The sequence below is a fragment of the Parasedimentitalea denitrificans genome (genome assembly GCF_011813015.1).
GTDB classification, from domain to species: Bacteria; Pseudomonadota; Alphaproteobacteria; order Rhodobacterales; family Rhodobacteraceae; genus Parasedimentitalea; species Parasedimentitalea denitrificans.
The window spans coordinates 95,949-115,743 of sequence record NZ_QHLQ01000010.1; the positions used below are offsets into that span (position 1 = coordinate 95,949).

Annotated in this window: 17 protein-coding genes, 1 tRNA gene and 1 pseudogene; 7 read left to right on the top strand and 12 right to left on the bottom strand. The window is 52.4% G+C overall.

Going from position 1 to position 19,795, the window contains the following annotated elements; translation table 11 throughout:
- Positions 1 to 903, bottom strand: coding sequence for a LysR family transcriptional regulator (locus DL239_RS11730; RefSeq protein WP_167684285.1), 903 nt, complete (start codon positions 901 to 903; stop codon positions 1 to 3).
- Positions 904 to 1,023: 120 nt separating this feature from the next.
- Between DL239_RS11730 and DL239_RS11735 the strand changes: the two genes are divergently transcribed.
- From DL239_RS11735 to DL239_RS11745, 3 genes are all read left to right on the top strand, one after another.
- A complete protein-coding gene (locus DL239_RS11735) occupies positions 1,024 to 1,686 on the top strand; it encodes an NAD(P)-dependent oxidoreductase (protein WP_167684286.1) in 663 nt (220 codons plus the stop codon).
- A gap of 59 nt (positions 1,687 to 1,745) precedes the next feature.
- Positions 1,746 to 2,369, top strand: coding sequence for a glutathione S-transferase (locus DL239_RS11740; RefSeq protein ID WP_167684287.1), 624 nt, complete (start codon positions 1,746 to 1,748; stop codon positions 2,367 to 2,369).
- Positions 2,370 to 2,921: 552 nt separating this feature from the next.
- Positions 2,922 to 3,764: a flagellin N-terminal helical domain-containing protein gene (locus DL239_RS11745; protein ID WP_167684288.1), complete on the top strand. Its 843-nt coding sequence runs from the start codon at positions 2,922 to 2,924 to the stop codon at positions 3,762 to 3,764.
- Positions 3,765 to 3,963: 199 nt separating this feature from the next.
- Here the strand turns inward: DL239_RS11745 and tig are convergent, their stop codons facing one another.
- The gene (gene tig, locus DL239_RS11750; protein ID WP_167684333.1) at positions 3,964 to 5,298 is read right to left on the bottom strand and encodes a trigger factor; all 1,335 of its coding nucleotides are present in this window, start codon (positions 5,296 to 5,298) and stop codon (positions 3,964 to 3,966) included.
- Between the two features lie 207 nt (positions 5,299 to 5,505).
- Entirely contained in the window at positions 5,506 to 6,612 is a 1,107-nt protein-coding gene (locus tag DL239_RS11755) for a porin (protein WP_167684289.1), read from the bottom strand.
- Between the two features lie 540 nt (positions 6,613 to 7,152).
- Between DL239_RS11755 and DL239_RS11760 the strand changes: the two genes are divergently transcribed.
- Together DL239_RS11760 and DL239_RS11765 are read left to right on the top strand one after the other, a co-directional pair.
- Positions 7,153 to 7,743 (top strand): 3'-5' exonuclease, encoded by a 591-nt coding sequence (locus DL239_RS11760; RefSeq protein ID WP_167684290.1) that lies wholly within the window; start codon positions 7,153 to 7,155, stop codon positions 7,741 to 7,743.
- Positions 7,744 to 8,137: 394 nt separating this feature from the next.
- Positions 8,138 to 8,986, top strand: a complete 849-nt coding sequence (locus tag DL239_RS11765; RefSeq protein ID WP_167684291.1) for a flagellin N-terminal helical domain-containing protein — start codon at positions 8,138 to 8,140, stop codon at positions 8,984 to 8,986.
- 91 nt (positions 8,987 to 9,077) lie between these two features.
- Here the strand turns inward: DL239_RS11765 and DL239_RS11770 are convergent, their stop codons facing one another.
- The gene (locus DL239_RS11770) at positions 9,078 to 11,792 is read right to left on the bottom strand and encodes a response regulator (RefSeq protein WP_167684292.1); all 2,715 of its coding nucleotides are present in this window, start codon (positions 11,790 to 11,792) and stop codon (positions 9,078 to 9,080) included.
- 816 nt (positions 11,793 to 12,608) lie between these two features.
- Here DL239_RS11770 and DL239_RS11775 point away from each other — a divergent pair.
- Positions 12,609 to 12,683 (top strand) — tRNA-Asn (locus DL239_RS11775).
- Positions 12,684 to 13,016: 333 nt separating this feature from the next.
- Here the strand turns inward: DL239_RS11775 and DL239_RS11780 are convergent.
- Together DL239_RS11780 and DL239_RS21675 are read right to left on the bottom strand one after the other, a co-directional pair.
- Positions 13,017 to 13,202: a hypothetical protein gene (locus DL239_RS11780; protein ID WP_167684293.1), complete on the bottom strand. Its 186-nt coding sequence runs from the start codon at positions 13,200 to 13,202 to the stop codon at positions 13,017 to 13,019.
- 177 nt (positions 13,203 to 13,379) lie between these two features.
- Positions 13,380 to 13,595 (bottom strand): annotated as a pseudogene (locus tag DL239_RS21675) (IS3 family transposase); the annotation flags it as partial.
- A 53-nt stretch (positions 13,596 to 13,648) separates the two neighbouring features.
- Between DL239_RS21675 and DL239_RS11785 the strand changes: the two are divergent.
- Positions 13,649 to 13,933: a hypothetical protein gene (locus DL239_RS11785; RefSeq protein ID WP_167684294.1), complete on the top strand. Its 285-nt coding sequence runs from the start codon at positions 13,649 to 13,651 to the stop codon at positions 13,931 to 13,933.
- A 380-nt stretch (positions 13,934 to 14,313) separates the two neighbouring features.
- On the opposite strand, the gene DL239_RS11790 is transcribed toward DL239_RS11785, so the two are convergent.
- The 6 genes from DL239_RS11790 to DL239_RS11815 form a co-directional block, all read right to left on the bottom strand.
- The gene (locus DL239_RS11790) at positions 14,314 to 15,573 is read right to left on the bottom strand and encodes a TRAP transporter large permease (protein ID WP_167684295.1); all 1,260 of its coding nucleotides are present in this window, start codon (positions 15,571 to 15,573) and stop codon (positions 14,314 to 14,316) included.
- A complete protein-coding gene (locus DL239_RS11795) occupies positions 15,570 to 16,103 on the bottom strand; it encodes a TRAP transporter small permease (protein WP_167684296.1) in 534 nt (177 codons plus the stop codon). Before DL239_RS11795 ends, DL239_RS11790 begins: the two co-directional genes overlap by 4 nt.
- Positions 16,104 to 16,168: 65 nt before the next feature.
- A complete protein-coding gene (locus DL239_RS11800) occupies positions 16,169 to 17,143 on the bottom strand; it encodes a TRAP transporter substrate-binding protein (protein WP_167684297.1) in 975 nt (324 codons plus the stop codon).
- Between the two features lie 26 nt (positions 17,144 to 17,169).
- Entirely contained in the window at positions 17,170 to 17,730 is a 561-nt protein-coding gene (locus DL239_RS11805) for a 3-hydroxyanthranilate 3,4-dioxygenase (RefSeq protein ID WP_167684298.1), read from the bottom strand.
- Between the two features lie 125 nt (positions 17,731 to 17,855).
- Positions 17,856 to 18,740, bottom strand: coding sequence for an EamA family transporter (locus DL239_RS11810; protein ID WP_167684299.1), 885 nt, complete (start codon positions 18,738 to 18,740; stop codon positions 17,856 to 17,858).
- A 27-nt stretch (positions 18,741 to 18,767) separates the two neighbouring features.
- Entirely contained in the window at positions 18,768 to 19,721 is a 954-nt protein-coding gene (locus DL239_RS11815) for a dihydrodipicolinate synthase family protein (protein ID WP_167684300.1), read from the bottom strand.
- Positions 19,722 to 19,795 lie beyond the last annotated feature (74 nt).

Below are 19,795 nucleotides of genomic sequence, written 5' to 3' on the forward strand. Positions count from 1 at the left end.
CTAACGGTAAGTCCTGATTTCTGAGAAATGCTCGGCCAGCAGGTCAAACACCATCCGAATACGGCGACTGCTGTGCAGCTCGCGGTGGGTCACCAGCCAGACCGGCACATCAAAGGGCTCCATGTCGGGAAACGCCGGTTCAACCCCCGGCGTGCGCTGGGCCACATCATCAGTCATCACTGCTAGTCCCAACCCAGCTTTGACCATTTCCCACAGGGTCACACTGCTAGAGCTGATCATCTTGTAGTTCGCCCGGTCCAGCTGCAAGCCGCGCCCGGACAGCACACGCAACGAGCGCAGGTAGTGATCCTGTCCGATGAAATCCACGCCGGTCAGGTCTTGATTGGCATCAGGACGGCCGATCTGATCATGATAGTTAGAGGCCGCATAGAGCCGCGCCTGGGTTTGGCCCAGCTTCTTGGCGATCAGATCCGGCTGTTCCGGCTGCACGTGACGAATTGCAATGTCCGCCTCTCGCGCAGTTAGGTCGCTCACCTTGTCTGAGGCCACCAATCTGATTTCAATCCCCGGCGCCTGCTGTCTAAGTCGCGCAACAAAGGGCGGCAACATGTAGGCCATCATGGCCTCGGTTGCTGTGATGGAAACCTCACCCTCGATAGATTGCGACTGCCCTGAGGCCGTCAGCGAGATTTGCCCTGCCGCCTGCAGCATAGCGCGGGCCTGCTCTACCAGTTCAAGGCCCGATTTGGTCAAATCCATCCTGCGGCCGTTGCGTTCGAACAAAGTGACGCCCAGATCAGACTCTAGCGCTGCAATTTGACGGCCCAGTGTTGGCTGGGTCAGCCCAAGCACACGGGCCGCAGCCGAGAATGAGCCCTCGTCCACGGTGGCTAGGAAAGCACGAATTTGATTCCAGTCGAAAGAGACAGATTTCCATTCCATGCATTTTTGTATGCCAGAAGTGCAATCCTTGGCAATTCCCATACGCGGCCAGCGACACTAACTGGATTGAGAAACAGGCGCTGTCTTGCACCGGCGCAAAACAGATCAAGGACCAATACAATGACTGCACAAAACCTGGTTATTTTCGGAGCCTCTGGAAACTGCGGCCAATGGGCGGCCAAGTCTGCCATTGAACAGGGCTATAATGTACGCGTGCTGATCCGCCCCGGATCCAAGGGGGAATTTCCCGACGATTTAGAGATCATGCACGGAGAAGTTATGGACGCACAAACAGTGGACCGCGCGATGCAGGGCCAAGACGCGGTGCTTTCTTGTCTAGGTATTAAACGAAAGTCCGCATCCAACCCGTGGTCCCCTGTGGTTTCCCCGATCAATCTGGCGGAACAAAGCGCCAGAAACATCGTCGCGGCGATGAAGCGCCATGGTGTCAAACGGGTGGTATCTATCAGCGCCGCCGGGGTTGCCGAAAGCTGGTCAAAGATAAACCCGGTAATGCGGCTGTTGATCAAGTCGAGCAACGTGTCTGTTGCCTATCGTGATTTGGCGAAAATGGAGCAAGTATATAAAGACAGCGGTCTGGACAGTTTGGCCCTGCGGCCAGTTACCTTGGTCGATGGTGAACCAACTGGTGAGGCGCGGGTTGTTGACCGCTATCGACTGTCCTCAAAAATCAGCCGGGCTGATGTCGGCAGTTATATGGTGCAGTCCATTCCCCGCAAGGCACCTTTTTCTGTTCCGGCCGAGATGATTAGTGCCACATAAGCTTGTCGGTCAGCGTGGTGGATTCTATTGTCTCGTGACTTTACTAAAAGGCGCTGACGATGATCCCCACGCTCTATTCCTTTCGCCGCTGCCCCTATGCCATGCGGGCGCGGCTGGCTTTGGTTTCATCCGGTCAGCAGGTCGAATTGCGCGAAGTTGTTCTGCGAGACAAGCCAGCCGCGTTCCTTGAGGCGTCGCCCAGTGCGACAGTGCCCTGTCTGGTCACCAAAGATGGTGCCATCGACGAGAGCTTGGACATCATGACATGGGCACTGCGTCTGTCCGACCCCGAGGGCTGGCTTAATATGCCAGATGCCGGATGGGATTGGATCAGCCGCGCAGACGGGCCATTCAAAGACGCACTGGACCACACCAAATACGCCAGCCGGTATCCAGAAATGGATGCCAGTGAACAGCGTGCTCTGGCTGGCGCGTTTCTGGCGGAGCTGGATCAACAGATTGAGCAATGGATCTTTGATACGCCCAGTTTGGTGGATTACGCGATTCTGCCATTTGTTCGGCAGTTTGCCTTTATCGACAAAGATTGGTTCGACGCCCAACCCTGGCCAAAATTACAAGCTTGGCTTGATCGGTTCCTGACCTCAGACCGGTTTGCGTCAATCATGAGCAAATACCCGCAGTGGGTTGAGGGTGCAGACGTCGTACACTTCCCCCAGAAGTAGCCATTAGGTGACTCGCCACGATTCCTGTGAATTACGCCTAGGTAGCAATAGAATTGCACAGTCAAACGCCAGCGAACCCGCTTAGGGCGATGTAATCTTCACAACTCAGAATGTTCGCCAAAACTTTTTTCGCCTGCAAAAGTAGTTTTATGAGGCGCTGACAGCCGATTCTGAGCGTCAATAAGTGATCCAGAATCGGCTTTTCCATAAGTCACTCAAGCCAAAACAAAAGCCACCGAAGCCTTTGTTTTATTGATGCTAACTAAAAATCACAGGCCCAAGGATAGCCTTTAGTGGCCGGGCAACACCCCTACCAGAAAAGATATCCCCAGTGCTTCTAGTCAATTTTTCAAACACCTTTAAGTATCCCCACATTCGCAATTAGGAACCTATTAAGACTTACAACCCAGATTGGTCCTTGCATCCTGGGTGGGGTGGCGCTGATAAGTTGAGTTTCAAACGAACAACTATTTGCATAGTCAGAACGGCCTTTAATAAGCCCCTTTGGGCGAAACAACGTGAGGAATCTCACGTTACGTAAGGAATATGATTATGACCAGCATTCTGACAAACAACGGCGCAATGGTTGCTCTGCAGACTCTTCAGTCGGTGAACAACGATCTGACCGATACTCAGAACCAAATCTCAACTGGTAAAAAAGTAGGCTCAGCCAGCGACAATGCTGCGGTTTGGGCGATTTCCAAGACAATGGAATCCGATGTGTCAGGTTTTGAGGCTATCTCTGAAGCCCTGGCAGTGGGTGAAGCAACTGTAGCGGTTGCATCTGCCGGTGCAGAAAACATCGTGGACAAACTGGTAGAAATCAAGGAATTGGTAGTATCAGCCCAATCTGAAAACGTTGACCACGTCAAAATTCAGACAGACATCACCAAAAAAGTTGAACAGATTGATGCGATCATGAGTGCAGCCCAGTTCAACGGGGTCAATCTGCTGCTGGACACTGTTGATGGCACCGAAACTAGCTTGGGTGTTCTTGCCTCGCTTGACCGGGTCGGCCCTACTGGTACACCTGCTGCCACTGAGATCGACATTGCGGCACTTGATTTCACAAACAACTTGGACATGTCCTCTATGACAGCAATCGCGGACAGCACCACAGCTGCCTCTGCATTGACTGAAATCGAAGCCTTCCTAAGCACTGCCATCGACGGCGCTGCCCAGTTGGGTGCAGACAAGGCTCGTCTGACTGACCAGGGTGAATTTGTTGGCAAGCTGAGCGACGCCATGAAACAGGGTATCAGTGCAATGACTGACACCAACATGGAAGAAGCCTCGGCTCGTCTGAAGGCACTACAGACACAGCAGCAGCTGGCAGTTCAGTCACTGTCGATTGCAAACGGTGCACCATCTTCGCTGATGTCACTGTTCCGCTAAGGACTTTAGCTCGGGGCGTATATCGCGCCTCGGGCATTTTAAAAATTGCAATAGCCGCCCAATTGAATTGGGCGGCTATTGTTTATTGTGGAAAAGCATTACTTGGCCGACAAGACCGCACCACTTGGTCAGACAGACAATGCTGAAATTAAAAAGGCCGCCCAGTGGGCGGCCTCTTCCGAATTAATCAAAACAAGAATTACTCTTCTTCGAGTGCTTCAACAGCCTTCTGCAGGTCGTCTTTGGAGACTTCCTTTTCAGCTACAGTTGCCAGTTCGAACACATAGTCGATGATCTTATCTTCGAAGATTGGCGCGCGCAGCTGCTGCTGCATCTGAGCGTTTTTCTGAACGAATTCAAAGAACTCACGTTCCTGACCTGGGTACTGGCGAGCCTGACCCATGATAGCCTGAGTCATTTCAGCGTCGGTCACTTCGACTTCAGCTTTCTGACCCAGCTCGGCCAGCAGCAGGCCCAAACGTACGCGGCGTGTTGCCAGCGATGTGTGCTCTTCTGTGGTTTCGATCTCGGGGTGATCGTGACCTTCGACTTCTGGGTTATCTTCGTGCCACAGCTGATGAGCGATCTGGCCAGCTTCGGCTTCCAGCAGCGATGGTGGCAGGTCAAATGAGACCAACTCGTCCAAAGCATCCAGAGTAGCGCGCTTCATCACGGCGCGCGAAGCACCAGCGTATTCAGCTTCCAGACGCTCGGAGATCTGAGACTTCAGACCGTCCAGATCTTCGGCACCAAATTTCTTGGCCAGCTCGTCATTCAGCTCAGCCGCAACCGGAGCTTTCACTTCTTTTACTGTGCAAGCAAACACAGCGTCTTTGCCAGCCAGGTTCTCAGCGCCGTACTCAGCTGGGAAAGTGACTTTAACGTCCTTTTCTTCGCCAGCTTTCAGGCCAACCAGCTGCTCTTCGAAGCCGGGGATGAAAGAGTTGGAACCCAGAGTAAGTGGGTAATCTTCGCCAGCGCCGCCATCAAAGGCAACGTCGTCAACTTTGCCCAGGAAGTCGATGACAACTTGGTCACCATCTTCGGAGGCTGCGCCTTCTTCGCGAGCTGCAAAATCCTGAGCAGTTTCGGCCAAGTTAGCCAGTGCTTCGTCAACGTCGGCTTCACCGGCTTTGACAATCAGTTTTTCCAGCGAAATGGACTTCAGGTCTACTTCAGGGATTTCTGGCAGCGCTTCGTAGGACATTTCGACTTCAACGTCGCTGCCCGGCTTCCAGTTGTCGCCATCTTTCATTTCGACTTTTGGCTGCATCGCAGGACGATCGCCGCTGTCTTCGAAGTGCTTATTCATGGCACCATCGATGGTTTCCTGCATAGCTTCGCCCATGAGACGCTCGCCATACTGCTTTTTCAGCAGCGCCATAGGGACTTTACCCTTGCGGAAGCCCTTCATTTCGATGCCCGGCTGAGCTTCGACTAGCTTTTCGTTTACCTTAGCGTCCAATTCGGCAGCGGTAACGGTAATCGCATAGCCGCGTTTCAGACCTTCGTTCAGCGTCTCAGTGACCTGCATGTCATTCCCCATAGAGATTCGGGGCATGCACAGAGACATCCCCCCAGATAAATTTGACGCCTTGTATTTCTACTAAGCCCGTGGCGCAAGAGGCATTGCTGTTTGACACGGCTAGTTGAGCGGGAAAGCCCGATTTTCTGCGTGTACCAATGAAAAAACACGCCCCGAAGGGCGTGTTCTTAGATTACGGGGCTTGATAGTGGCCGCTTAGAACTTCCAGCGGGCACCAGCCATGATTACGCTACTGTCGTTGTAGCTGGTGCTGGAGTCATCATAGGAGTACTCGCGGTAGGCCAAGTAAGCCTCGACATTGTAGTTGTCGATTTTCTGAACAGCAGCTACGCCCCAGGATTGAGCAGAGTCACCTGTCGAGGCCATGTCGGAGCCGTCATAGTAGTCGACTGAGAACGAGGTCGAACCCAAAGGCGTCCAGTCAGCTGTATACCCAAGCTTGGCATAACCGTAGTTGCCTGCAATATCGCGCTCGCCTGCGACAAGCGCCAGCGACAGTCCAGTGGGCATGTGCTCAAGAGCTACCGAGCCGGCGATGTCACGTTTATCGTCCTTACCGGTTTCTTCAGTCCAGGCTGCACCCAGAGCTGCATCCAGCGCAAAGTCGCCTATATTCTCATTATTGTACCGAACAGCGACGTCATAGGTTTCGCGGTCGTTGTTGGTTTTAAGAATATCGGTACCGTAGGACGCCGAGAATACAAACCCATTGTAGTTATTGGTGTCGTAACGCACGCGTCCAAGACGGCCACCGTCGTAGTCTGTAAAGACATCACCGACAGAGACGCCGCCTGGTCCACCCGTGAATTCATAGCCGCCCGCAGGGTCAGCAACTGCAACACCCGCAACAACGCCAGTGCCTGACCGGTCACTGCCTGCAATTCCGTCAGAAGCCATGGAGCCTTGACCAACCGAGAAACGGCCATAGCGCGCAGTATCAAACTGAAGGTCGACGTGGCGGATGTTGGTGCGATCCCAGCTTAGGTTGTCACCAGTTGAGGCTTGGCTGACACCGTCGGAGGAGCGAAAACCAAACGCCGTTTCAAAATGGAACGTCAGCGAGTTTTCGCCGTACGCCTGCTTTAGACGGAAACCAATCCGCGAATTGGACCCAGCATTGTCGACCAAACGGTTATAAGTTTCGGTCCCGTCGTCATATGATTGGAACGATGGGTTAAGCTGACCATACCAGGTAAAGCTACCGCCGGTATCGTTTTCATAGGTTGGTCCCGCGAAGGCTGGCGAGGTGATGGCGACGGCCAGTGCAGCTGCACTTGCGCTTGTTATAAGTTTTGTTCTCATGAGTTAGTGCTCCTAGTTCCTCATAATAGCCCGGTTCCCTCGCTCCATCCAAAAGGTACCCGGCATGTGACTTGCGGCTAGCACGGGTTTTTTTTGTTGCCGAGACTTGAAAGAAAGCGACCGAATTCAGGGCGCGCAAAATGGCGAAATCTTGCCCAAAAATAACGGGAACGTGAAATTTTACCCCATGAGAGCAAGAGCTTATGTGATCCAGTTCACATAAGGCAGTGCCGGGCGAATGGCAGCCATGTGCAAAACGAATCTTTAAAAAGATGGTCCACGTTGCGGCCAAGCCGCGCATTTAATTTGTAAGCTGTGTACCAAAATACTTGGCCTTTAGGTATCCTCCTTTTTCGTCACGTTGCGGGCACCATGATTGAACCTGCAGCATCTTAAAAATTAGCGGGCACGATGCACCGCACCCTGCCGCAAGTCATCACAGCGAATTGACCAAGAGCAGTCCGTGTATTTCACCGGCTGGTCAGTGCTGCGGAATGACGTCACAATACAGTTATACTGTACATTATATATGAGGCGAGAATGCCCAAACAACTGGATCTCTTTCACCCGGCTGAATTGGCGTCATGGGCCAGTGGCTCTCTCTTCTCTTATAGCTATAGATTTGTAGCTTTGGATGTGGAAACGGCAAATAACGACCGCGGTAGTATCTGCCAGCTGGGTTTGGCCTTGGTGGATCACAACGGCACGATAGAAACCACCAGCTTTATGATTGATCCGGAAGTCCGGTTTGCGCCGTTCAATATACGGCTGCACGGCATTGGCCCCGAAACGGTCGCTGGACACCCCCGATTCATGGACGTTCTGGACCCACTTCGCGATTTCCTGGCGAGTCACCTGTTGGTTCAGCACAGTCAGTTTGACCAAAAGGCCATCAGCGCAGCCTGCCAGCGTTACGGTCAGCCGAATCTGAACGCGCGATGGCTGAATAGCGTGCAAATTGCTCGCAAAGCCTGGCCACATTTGCGCGGAAATGGCGGTCACGGGCTCGCTAATCTCCAAAAAGTGTTAACGCTGGACTTCAAACACCATGACGCAGGAGAGGATGCGAGGGCCGCAGCGCAAGTTATTTTGCATGCCGAGGCCGAAACAGGGTCAAATTTTATAGATTAATTCTAGCCTAAGTAGCGCATTTTTGCGCCCTACAACCGAGCCGATTGTCATCATTGATTCGCGGATTTTTCAGCTTTTTCAGCGTCACATTACCGGCAAGCGAAATTGATTTTGCCTCCACCCTACCTCCAATTGCACGGTGCAACTTGGGCGCGCTAAGCGCCACACCAGTCAAGATGCAACGCGGGAATATTCACCAAGGATCTGATCTAATCCCGGGCTCTCGGTTAGGACATTCCGGGATCAGGGGTGCTAGAAAGTAGATGCACCGAACGACAAGGTGGCACGGCGGCAAACAGCCTTCTGTATAGTCAGAACGACTCCTAAGCCCAGTCAACAGACTGGGTTCAACCTGGGGTCAAATCCCCAAACATGACTATCTGGAGTACTAAAAATGACCAGCATTCTTACAAACAACGGCGCAATGGTAGCTTTGCAGACTCTGTCTTCTGTGAACAACGACCTGACCGAATCTCAGAACCAGATTTCAACTGGTAAAAAGGTTGGATCAGCCAGCGACAACGCCGCTGTATGGGCAATTTCCAAGACTATGGAATCTGACGTAGCCGGTTTCGAAGCCATCTCAGAAAGCCTGGCAGTGGGTGAAGCAACTGTTTCCGTTGCATCCGCTGGCGCTGAGCAAATCGTTGAAAAACTGACTGAAATCAAAGAGTTAATCGTATCCGCTCAGTCGGAAAACGTTGATCACGCTAAGATCCAGGACGACATCACCAAGAAGAGCGAACAGGTTGCAGCCATCATTGGCGCCGCTCAGTTCAACGGTGCAAACCTGCTGGCAACAGACGTTGACGGCGCAGGTGCCACCAGCGTTGGCGTCCTGGCTTCGCTTGACCGTGTTGGCCCAACAGGCACACCAACAGCAACTGAAATCAGTATTGCAACTGTTGACTTCGAAGCAAACATTGATCTTGCTTCTAACCTGACAGCCATCACTGACAGCGCAACTGCTGCGACCGCTCTGGGTGAAGTCGAAGCCTTCCTGACTACAGCCATTGACGGTGCGGCCCAGCTGGGTGCTGACACTGCCCGTCTGTCAGACCAGGGTGAGTTTGTGTCCAAGCTGACCGATGCCATGAAGATGGGTATCAGCGAGATGACTGACACCAACATGGAAGAAGCATCGGCTCGCCTGAAGGCTCTGCAGACACAGCAGCAGCTGGCTGTTCAGTCGCTGTCGATCGCCAACGGCGCTCCACAGTCCCTGATGTCACTGTTCCGTTAAGATAATACCCCGGGGCGCTTCGGCGCCCCGGACTCTTTGACAACATCCCACGAAGCCTAGGCTATGGGATGCATTGTTTTTTGCCTGATGGTTAATTTTTCAATGACTGACTAATCGCCTCTAAGAGGTCTGCCCGTAGGACTGGTTTCATTAATTGCGAGTCTTTTTTTTGTAGTTTGTTACCCTCATCAGTTGTGCCTTCGATATTTCCAGACATGAAGATCACAGGCGTATCCGGTGCAATGTCGCGAACTGCTTTGCTGAGTTCCCTCCCCTGCAAGTTCCCCGGCATCTTAATGTCTGTCAGAAGCAAATCAAACGTCGGATTCGCCTTAAACAGTTCCAACGCCTCATCTCCACTCGATGCATCAGTTACCGAGTAGCCCGCTTTTTTGAGCGTCACGACCAATACAGAGCGTAAATTCACCTCATCTTCGGCAACTAGAATACTCTGTTCATTGCTCGAAGGAAGCTCTACCTCGGGCTGAGTTACCACGGTTCCATCCTCTTCCTCATCTTCTGCCTTGAAAAATAGCTTTACGGTTGTACCCGCCCCCAGTTCGGAGGTGACCCTAACCGTTCCCCCGGACTGGCGCATAAATCCCATTGTCATTGGCAACCCAAGCCCGGACCCGGTGTCGACCGGCTTGGTAGTAATAAACGGTTCAAAGATTTGGGAGAGCGTCTTTTCCGACATGCCAGTTCCAGTGTCAGTGACTGATATAACGACATAACGCCCCGGTTCAATTTCATCCTCTCGGGCATCTATACAGCTCTTAGCGACCTCGGCATTTTCAGTTTCTATCGTCAACACCCCACCATCCGGCATCGCGTCGCGGGCATTCAGGATAAGGTTCAACAGGGCGGTTTCTGTGGAGCTGATATCAGCCTTGGTCAGCCACAACCCCGTCAAAAGAGAGGTTTCAACTTCGATACCTAATGGAAGCGCCCGCCCTGCCCATTTTCGTGTTTCGAGAACCATCTTGTTTAGGTCGACCACCTGAGGTTCTAACCTCGCCCGGCGCGCATACGCCAGCATGGCGCCTGTCAGTTCCGCCCCACGCCGGGCTGCGCCTATGCCGACGTCGACCAAATCCAGATGTTCCTCTTCCGAAAGGTCATCGCGCAATAACTCCAGGCTGCCCATAATGGCCGCCAGGATATTGTTAAAATCATGGGCTACACCGCCCGTCATCTTACCGACGCTTTCAAGTTTCTGAGCATGCAAAGCGATACTTCGCTCTTTTTCGAGCTGCTGTTGCACCTCCACTTCCGAGGTGACATCCATGAGAATTCCGTCGGTAAGAAGGCTCCCGTCCTCTTGATGATAAGCACGGGTATTGGTCTCTAGCCATTTGATTTCGCCTGAGCGCGCAACAATCTTGAAACGATGCGTGTAGGGTTTATGTTCGTCAGCCGCCCTGGCAGCCAGTTCTGCTAATTCACGCACATCTTCGGGAGCAATGGTAGACTCCAGAACTTTGGCGTCTGCGTAAATTTCTTCCTCCGTGAATCCCCAGATATCTTTGCACTGCGGACTGACATATGTGATTTCCACGTTCTTAAAGTCTGCGACCCTTCGGCTAATCACCATACCCGGCAGGTTTGATATGATGCGTTGGAACCGGGCCTCGGATTGGTCACGTTGCTCTTCGGCCAAATGAAGTTTGGAAGCGTCGCGGACCATCAAAACAGATTCATCACATCCGAAAATTGGACAAAGTCGGTATTCGCGAAAATGGCGAACGCCGTCGAGATCCAACTGGTTCGTCCAAGTCACTGGGCCCTTTTCCTTTTGGAACCTGCTGAACTCTTTTTTGAACTTTTTGCCCATAGCAGGCGGCAAAACGTCTGCGAACAAATTGCCGTACTGGTTGACTTGGTTCTTGAACCAACTTCTTTCCAGCTGAAGTCGATAGTCCAGAATTCTGCCATCTTTATCAAAATGAAAGTAATTGTCTGATGTCGCGTCCAACAGTGCTTCCAAGTGATTTCGTTGGTGTTCAGTGGCGCCTTCCCAAACCGGATGCGAACCGTTCTTTGCTGAAACGCTGCTACTGTCCTGATCAACGTCGTCAGGACCCAACGCCCCGCCCTCTTCTGTCCTGAGATCCCGTGGCTGTACATCTTGGCGCAACAGCCTGATAGGCCCAAGAACACCCCGTTCCAACAAACGCATTGCAGCTATCCAGCAAACAACCAGAACACCTCCAAAAATGGCGAGATGAAGTGCGGTCTGTTTCGTAGCAGCTAACAAACCTGCATCAACCGGCACCCCCAGGCTCATCCACACATGCTCCTGATCCGGGCGATTGATCAGAGCTTGGTGGACGAAGAACCTCGTCTGACCATCCGGCAGAGCAACAACTTCGCCAACACTGGTATTGCTCACGTCACCGGAAGGTCCAATTTCGGAGATCCAAGGGCCTGGTAACTCAGAGGACCGCGGGAATGACGCTGCGATTTGCCCAGCCTGGTCAATGATCACGGCCACAGCGTTCTCTGGCAAGCCCCCGTCAGACAGTGCTTTGTGCCACCAGTCCCAAGAAACGACCGCAACCACTGCTGCGGTAGGCTTTGCACTGTCCGGATAAGGTTTGACGGGGAAGGCAAAACCAATACCGTTGCCATCAGCGGCCTCGTCAAGCACCATACCCCCGACACTAAAAGCATTTTCATCCAACGCACGCTGGAGAAAGCCGGGATCGGAGATGTATCTTGCGCTCTTCAATGGCCTGGAATTACACAACAAACTACCGTCACCAGATGACAGTGCAATGTCGCTATATTGCGGGCTTAGCGCCAATACATGCGCTAGGAATGCCCTGCACGATGGGGCAGATGGCGACAAGACTGCGGGCATTTGCGATAGTTCAGAAAGGAAAAGGCGTGTTTCTTCGGTCAACCGCGCCTGTCGTTGGACAATCTTCTCGGCAATCCTTTTTGCCTCGTCTTGATAGGCATCGATTGCGTTCCTTCGATCTTGAACACCCATCAATACTATGATGCCCATCGCAGGCACGGCGACCAGTGACAAAAGAAACCGCAGCTGGTTCTTTATTGTTCTGATTTGTCCGATAGGATCGGCGTGCCTGATTGCATCTGCCTTACGATTGGCACTCTCGGTCATCCCCACACCTTTGACAATTGCCAACAGGCGACCAATCGACCTGGTTGCAAATTTGTTTCCAGACTTACATTTAGCGCTCTTCCTGCACATTTCCGCTTCTAGCGAGTGTAAATCCCAAAACTCGGTTGGATGATGAAATCACTGGGCAGTCAAAACAAACAAGAAGACTGCGATGGCGCCATAGGCACCTTGCAAACGATGAGAAAGCTAGGTGACCTACCCTCTCCCACCGAGAGTGGGCCAAAGCATGTGAACGTATTTGGCTACGTCATTCATCCCGATTCACGTAATAGTGCCCACCCGAGCTACTGTTTCCATAATTGTATCGCCGAATATACACCAATCCCAGCGGTTTCGCAGATCAGAAAAGACGGGTAACCGCATGACTAATAACACTTTTCAAAACTGCAACACGGCAATCTCAATATTTTCAGAAAAAGTATTTTCCCCTCTGGACCTCGCCAAAATCCATAGCTATATGATCACATATATTCCGGCGTAGCTCAGCGGTAGAGCAGTTGACTGTTAATCAATTGGTCGTAGGTTCGATCCCTACCGCCGGAGCCATAAAAAGCCCTTAAGCCCAAGAGCTTAAGGGCTTTTTTGGTTTTTAGATACTTCTGGAATTTTCGACTTGCCACCGAATTTGTCACCATTTTTTTACGAGAAACATGAGATCCCAGTTCTTACCGTCACAACTCTATATATTACAAAATCCATTACCACTGCTAACATTTGAGCGTAAAATTCCAGACACCTACACGAATCCACCACCCACATCGAATGCGCTCAAAACTCCAAACAAACCTGTAGTTCCGACGATCAATAATATTGTTTAAAACGCCATATTCAACGCTGTCGCTCCTAATCTGGACAGACCGAATGTTTCGCCTACTTTCCTTAGAACCCGTTTCCGGTGGTGGGAACGCGGCCTGCAACGATAACAATCCACTTCGCGGCGGACCGCAGTCCTCCTGAGTTGGGCTCTTGGTTCCGAGAGAACAACGTGTCCATAACATTCGAGTAATCGACATCAGTTTTGCTGGCAGTGAATTGAGCAATCATCTCAGTGCTTTTGTCGCGCATTCGATCTTCAATATCATGCCAGACTTCCAAGATCCGCTTTTATTCTTTATTCAATATTCATGCGCATTTGTTGGACTTCCTCATCCTGACAAACCAGCCTCCTGCGTACGTCAGCAGAGTTTGGGTTCCAAAGGCGACTTAAACTAAGAGAGGGTTTAGCTCATCTGATTGGTTTGATTATGCGGCGTACTGCCTATGATGCAAGCGTCGCTCTTCGAACGTCTTCTGTTTGATCCTTTCTCGCTGCTGTAGAATGGCTTTGTCCCGTCCGAAGTCGACATCTTAAGGTGTGACGTTGTTCAGGATCTCGTGGAATCGCTAGTGGTTGCAGTGGTCGACGAAGGCTCCGATCTGGGCTTCGAGATCATCTGGGAGCAAGTAGTTTTCTAGCAGTTTGGATTATAACGCGCTTTGGCCTGCGCGCCGCTATCGTTTCAGGACTTCTTGTGAAGACGGCAGCCTCCGGAGCTCGTGGACAGGTACAATCTGCTGCAATGTTGTTTTCTGCATCAGCTGAAATGGGATTGGGTGTTACCGTGTTCCAGACAGCTCTTCCTGCTGCAACGCGTATTTGGACGCCCACGCATGTCGCACTTGGCAGCTCAGTTTACCTCAATGATATGATGATTGGCGAATTGTCGGGGGCTGGTCTGACTCTACCCGTTGAACCCCATTGGCAGAGAGCGATTGGCGATTTGCTTTGGTCCTTTGGTCTATCCCATTACTGCTGATTGCATTGTTAGTGGCGCTGACGCGCTCTCCTAGGGATCAATCCGCAATAGAAAGAGCCAGGCTGCCGAGTCTCCGTCACATAGCATCGTTGCCCAAATGGAATGACCTACGCGTCTGGCGTTACGGGTTGCTCTTGGGCAGGTCAGTTGTCGCCTTCTTCGTGGTAAACGCCTATTCCGGTTTAATCCTCCAAGCGAGGGGAGAATACGATGCTGCAAAAGAGTTTCACTTAGCCTACAACACTACACCGTTGCTTGCCTCATTTGCAGTACTGAGGGTGCCGCGTTGGGTCTGTGCCCGTGCCCATTTTGGGCTGGAAACAGCTGATTGATGAGACCTGCACCAAAGGCAGTGTCTGACGTCAGACAAGTACTCAAAATCAGATCAACAGAAGTGAAAGCACAGGGAAATAGCTCAGCAAGACGAGAATGAATGCAACAACCAAGAGGAATGGCCACAACGCTTTCAGAATTTCACCGGGTGTTGTGTTACTCATCGCTGAGGCGATATAAAGCCCGATCCCAACCGGCGGCGTCAACAGGCCCAAAGCAAGGTTCAGGCAAACCACAACCCCAAACTGGTAAGGGCTGATGTCATAGGATCCCATCGCAATTGGCAACAAAATCGGGGTGATAAGAATGATTGCGGCGATGCCGTCGATTACCATACCCACCACCAACAACGCTGCATTCACGATCAGCAGGAATAGGAACGGATCGGATGTGACCGAGGTAATCAGGCTCGCCAGTTTCTGCGGTACCTCTTCATAAATGATGACCCAACCAAACACACTGGCCGCGGCAATCATAAAGATGATCATCGACGCGTTGGCAGCAGTGCGCGTGAACATCTCTCCCAAATGGGATGGCTTCAATTCACCATAGAACAGCCAGCCAACAAGAAAGGCGATCAAAGAGGCGATGGCAGCGGACTCGGTTGGAGTGGCTATCCCAAACAGAATTCCACCGATGATAGAAAGTGGGATCAAAAGGGCGGGCATCGCATCAAGAAGGGCGTTAGCGGCCTGCTTGCGCGTTAGCCAAGCGCCTTTAGGGAATTGGTGCACCCAGCCAATGACTGTAATTACAAGGGCGAAGGCCGAGGCTAAAAGCAAACCAGGGATGATCCCGGCTATGAACATTTCGCCAATGGGGATTTGCGCCAACACACCATAGATCACAAACATCATCGATGGGGGAATAACCGGAGCCAGAAGCCCACCCGCAGCTGTTGTGGCGGCCGCAAATCCTTTGTCATGGCCTTCTTCCTCCATTGCCGGCACCATCGCCCGCGACATAACCGCGATCTGCGCTGTGGCGGAGCCAATGATCGCGGCCATGAACATGTTGGCCAGTAGGTTGATATAGGCCAGACCACCGCGAAAACCGCCGACAAAAACCCGCGCAGCATTGATCAGCCGCTTTGTCATGCCACCTTCGTTCATCAACTCTCCTGTTAGCATAAACAGCGGAATTGCCAGCAGGCCGTAGTTCTCCAATCCGCCGAACATTTTTAAGGCGATACTGTCATAAAGAACCGTATTGCCGCTCTGCCAGATGTACCAAACAGCAGCGATGACCAGAACGATGGCCACGGGGACCGACAGGATCAATGTGGCAAGGAAAATGAATGCAGTCATTGGTCTGCCTCCCGAACTGGATTGGAAAACAAGTGCATCGCGGAATGAAGCACAGCTCCGAAGGCAAAAAACCACATCACCAGCCAGAACAAATATTTCGGCACACCCAGCGTCGAAGTCGGCTCTGCATAGATGAAATTGAACGTTGCGCCCTGAAACGCCACTGTATCAAATCCAGCGCGGGCAAGCTCAAGCGGTGAGAACCAGCGCCAGCAAAACCACACCACGGCAATTGCAAAGGCGAACACTATCAGATCAACCACCTTTTCGATTATGGCCTTGACCGCAAGGGGCACGGCGTCTGTGAGCAACGTAATTGAAACCGAGGTTCGGTAGTGCATTGCCGCGGATGCGCCAAAAAACGTCATCCACACCATCGTATAAATGGCCAATTCATCGACCCAAAACAGCGCAGCGCCAAGAGAGCGGGTCGCCACGTTTAACAAGATCAAGAGGGTAATCATTAGCGCCAGAAAGGCCGAGCACCATAGCTCCATTTTCGCCCAAGATCGTGATAGCAGATAGAGCATATACCCCCCTCCCCCAAGAAAAGGACGCAGGCATACCCGCGTCCCTTAGTCATAGGTGTTATTTCTTACTGGGTTTCCGAAGCAGTTGTACGCAGGTCGCCAAGCGACTCTGACTTCTGCTCCCAAGCTGCATTCCATTCGCTTATGGCATTGCCAAAGAAGGCCGCATCAACCTTGGTAAAGGTCTTGCCGGTGCCCTTGATCTGGTCCAGCCAGCCCGCTTCTTTTTCGATATAGCTGTCGATGGTGCTGTCGACATGACTGGCCATCAATTCGCCAATCATTGCCCGATCTTCCTCTGACAGACCTGCCCAGACCCGTGCCGACACAAGACCCACCATCGGGAACATCATGTGGTCGGACTGCAGGATTGTATCAGCGTGCTCATAGTACTTCAGCACCCAGATCAGCTCGGCGTCCATATCAATGGCATCGACCTGACCGTTTGCCAGCGCGTCATAAACCGATGGCAGAGGCATCGGTGTCGGTGCCGCGCCAACAGCGTTATAAAAGTCCAAAATCGGAGCGAACGGAGTGATCCGCAGTTTGCGACCCTCAAGATCGGCAGTGCTACTCACGTCCCCACGGCTTACGATCTGGCGCAGCCCCGCCATGCCATAACCAACGCCAACCACTCCGACCTGAGCAGGCAGCGGGCTCAGCATGGATTTGGCAGTGCCAGAACGCAATATGCGCCCGGCATGAGCGATATCATTCGCCAGATAGGGCGCATAGAACGCGCCCAGATTTGGGGCTCGGTTTGAAACTTCAGCCACTGTCATAAACGCCATATCCAGCGCGCCGGTTTGAAGCTGCTGCAGCATCTCGGCCTCATTTCCAAGCTGTCGGGCTGGAAAAACTGAAACGCTGTGGGCGCCGCCACTAGCTTCGGCCAGATCCTCGCCAAAAGCTTCGGCTGCCTTGGTCCAGATATGCGGCGGCGGTGTGATCAGTCCCAACCGGAACTCATCTGCCTGCGCTGTAATTGATGACACCGCGACCACCGCGGTTGACGCGAGTGTTCTCACGAATTTTTTCATGGTAATCCCCTTTTTTTCAAACTGATTTAGATCTTCACCCAGCCTTCAGGCGGTTTACCTTTGCCGGGATGGACTGTGCCGCATTCGGGACAGGTCCGTGCGTCCATGTCGTTGTGAAACGCCTCATATATTTTTGGAAGCGCGGTCACGATGCCCTCTGGCCCACCCAGCGGCAGCTCAACGCGATGCACTCGCGTTTCACAGTTGAAACAGTGCCATTCAAAACCTTCCAACATGCCCGGTTGACGTGGCGCCTCCACGACGATCCCCAACCCCTCATTTGGCCGCTGAGGCGCGTGGATGGTATGTGGAGGCAACAGGAACACTTCACCTTCACGGACCGGAACGTCATAGATCTTCCCACTGTCAGCGATCTTCAGAACCATGTCGCCCTTGATCTGAAAGAACCATTCCTCGACCGGATCATCGTGGAAATCTACACGCGTGTTTCCCCCGCCAACAACCATGACAATCATGTCGCCCTCTTTGTGCAGAAGCTGATTGTTAACTGGCGGCTTCAATTTGTCTTGGTTGTCTTCAACCCATTTCTGAAAATTGAACGGGGTCAATGTTGGATGTAGATTCATGGTACCCTCCTCTTTCACTAAACCCTGAGAGATATTGGCCATAACAGCAAAGGCTATTGCAGGAAGTAGGTATCGGAAAATCTTATATCGGGAATGCATTGGAAACGTCTACGTCCAGCATCCCGTTACAACCGGACCAGCAATGCGGTTCCAACTAGGACAAGACCCACACAAAGGATAATCTTGGCGTTCAATTGGGCGCCATCCCCCGACAAAATGGCTGCAAGCGCAGCCGCGAAAATGACTTCAAGCGTTCCGAGAACCGCAACCACAGGAACCGAGGCAGAACTGAGAGCAAAGAACTGCAACATCTGGCCGATACTAAGTGACAGTGCCGCCACCCATTGCCATGGCCCGTTTTGTGCAAGCGACCACATTATGGAATTCCGAAATCCACTGCGAAAACATGCTCTAGCAATCAGCCAGACCAGTCCGGCTAAGGCCCCAACAAATGTCCCGAAAGCAGGATCAGGAACACTTTCCATCCCCAAGCTGCGCAGGCAGTACGCCATCGCATAGAACGCTGCTGAACTAACGGCCCAGACATACCCCGATAGCACCCCAGAAGGCAGGCGGCCCGCAGGTCCAAAAAACAACAGCACCGCGGTTAGAACGATTGCACCGCCGGTCGTCTCTCTTACTCCTGGAACAGTGCCTAGGATCAAAAAGGCAAATGGCACTGCGAATACCGGAGTCAAACGTCTAAGGATGCTGGCACGGACGGCACCAAGCCGTTCGGTGGAAACATAGAGGCAGATACGGCCAAAGACGATCGAGAACAGCCCGGCCAGCGCAAATATTAACAGGCCCCAGCGACCATCTGCAGTTTCGAACCGTTCCAGTCCCACATGCCCGAACTTCTGCCAGATAAAGCCACTTATTACCGCCGTCAGAATGACGGAGAGCAATAGGCCGTTGTCATGACTTTTGCCCCCCTGCCCCCGAACGATCGCAACACTCGCCGCGCCATAGAACAGCGCCGACAACAATACGAGGATTTCCCCAGGCATCAGCGTCGACACCAGTCGGGCATGGCTCTACAGCTTCAAGCCGCATCTCTCAAACGCATGTCGAACGGTCGCTTTTTCAGCCTCTGTCAGCTCCAACATCGGATGACGAACCGCACCACCGACTTGACCTAAGAGTTCTTGCCAGTACTTGCCATGAGCTGTGGGCTTGCCACCCGGTTTGGTACTTTTGATGGCTTCGCGAACAGGGTTCAGGCTATCGCGCACCTTACGGGCTTCAGCGAATTTCCTTTGAAATGCCAATTGAGTATATTCGTGCATCCGCATGTCGTTTTTTGTCTGCAGCTGATAGGGCGGCGATGAGCAAAGGTAGAGCTTCCAGTCCAGCTCCTTAATGTTGTCCAGCCAATCACCCTCGGCGGATGTTGAAACGTGGATCTTGTCGCCGATCATGTGGCTCAGCCGCTTATACATCTCACGTGGCACAGAATATTTGATCGCCATGATGTTTGGCAATTCAGCGATGCGCGCACAGGTCTCAGGCTCCATCAGGTAGCCACTGTCCGGGTGGCTCCACATGGCGATGCCGATATCCAGACGGTCACAAAGATACTTGTAGTAATTGAACAGAACTTCGTCGCGATCACTGCAAAAGCTGAGCACCGGCGCATGCACGACCACATAGTCGGCGCCGCAGTCCTGAGCGTGACGGCCCAGTTCAAGCACCGTATTCACGTTCTGATCCGAGATCGACATGATTGTACCGGCTTTGTCGCCACACTCATCAACGGCAAGCGTCATATTGCGCTTACGTTCTTCAAGACTCATTGAGAAGAACTCACCCTGCTTACCAGCAATGAACAGCCCCTGAATTTCCAGGTCATCAATCCAATGGCGAATGTTGCTGCGCAGGCCCGTTTCGTTAAGCGAGCCGTCCTCGGCAAACGGGTTCAGGGCTGCAGCCCAAATTCCGCGCATATTTTCACGCGCATATTCCTTGGCCTCAAATTTAGAGTATTTCATTGCGTGCACCTTGTGTGGATGTCGGCTGGCTTTGTCGCCTTTCTGCGCGCAAACCAAGGGATCGGCCAATTCGA

Coding starts and splice junctions, on each gene's coding strand:
- DL239_RS11780 (WP_167684293.1), bottom strand. CDS start 13,202: ATGCGCGACAAAAGCACTGAGATGATTGCTCAATTCACTGCCAGCAAA.
- DL239_RS11790 (WP_167684295.1), bottom strand. CDS start 15,573: ATGACTGCATTCATTTTCCTTGCCACATTGATCCTGTCGGTCCCCGTG.
- DL239_RS11815 (WP_167684300.1), bottom strand. CDS start 19,721: ATGAAATACTCTAAATTTGAGGCCAAGGAATATGCGCGTGAAAATATG.
- DL239_RS11800 (WP_167684297.1), bottom strand. CDS start 17,143: ATGAAAAAATTCGTGAGAACACTCGCGTCAACCGCGGTGGTCGCGGTG.
- tig (WP_167684333.1), bottom strand. CDS start 5,298: ATGCAGGTCACTGAGACGCTGAACGAAGGTCTGAAACGCGGCTATGCG.
- DL239_RS11765 (WP_167684291.1), top strand. CDS start 8,138: ATGACCAGCATTCTTACAAACAACGGCGCAATGGTAGCTTTGCAGACT.
- DL239_RS11755 (WP_167684289.1), bottom strand. CDS start 6,612: ATGAGAACAAAACTTATAACAAGCGCAAGTGCAGCTGCACTGGCCGTC.
- DL239_RS11735 (WP_167684286.1), top strand. CDS start 1,024: ATGACTGCACAAAACCTGGTTATTTTCGGAGCCTCTGGAAACTGCGGC.
- DL239_RS11740 (WP_167684287.1), top strand. CDS start 1,746: ATGATCCCCACGCTCTATTCCTTTCGCCGCTGCCCCTATGCCATGCGG.
- DL239_RS11745 (WP_167684288.1), top strand. CDS start 2,922: ATGACCAGCATTCTGACAAACAACGGCGCAATGGTTGCTCTGCAGACT.
- DL239_RS11795 (WP_167684296.1), bottom strand. CDS start 16,103: ATGCTCTATCTGCTATCACGATCTTGGGCGAAAATGGAGCTATGGTGC.
- DL239_RS11760 (WP_167684290.1), top strand. CDS start 7,153: ATGCCCAAACAACTGGATCTCTTTCACCCGGCTGAATTGGCGTCATGG.
- DL239_RS11730 (WP_167684285.1), bottom strand. CDS start 903: ATGGAATGGAAATCTGTCTCTTTCGACTGGAATCAAATTCGTGCTTTC.
- DL239_RS11805 (WP_167684298.1), bottom strand. CDS start 17,730: ATGAATCTACATCCAACATTGACCCCGTTCAATTTTCAGAAATGGGTT.
- DL239_RS11810 (WP_167684299.1), bottom strand. CDS start 18,740: ATGCCTGGGGAAATCCTCGTATTGTTGTCGGCGCTGTTCTATGGCGCG.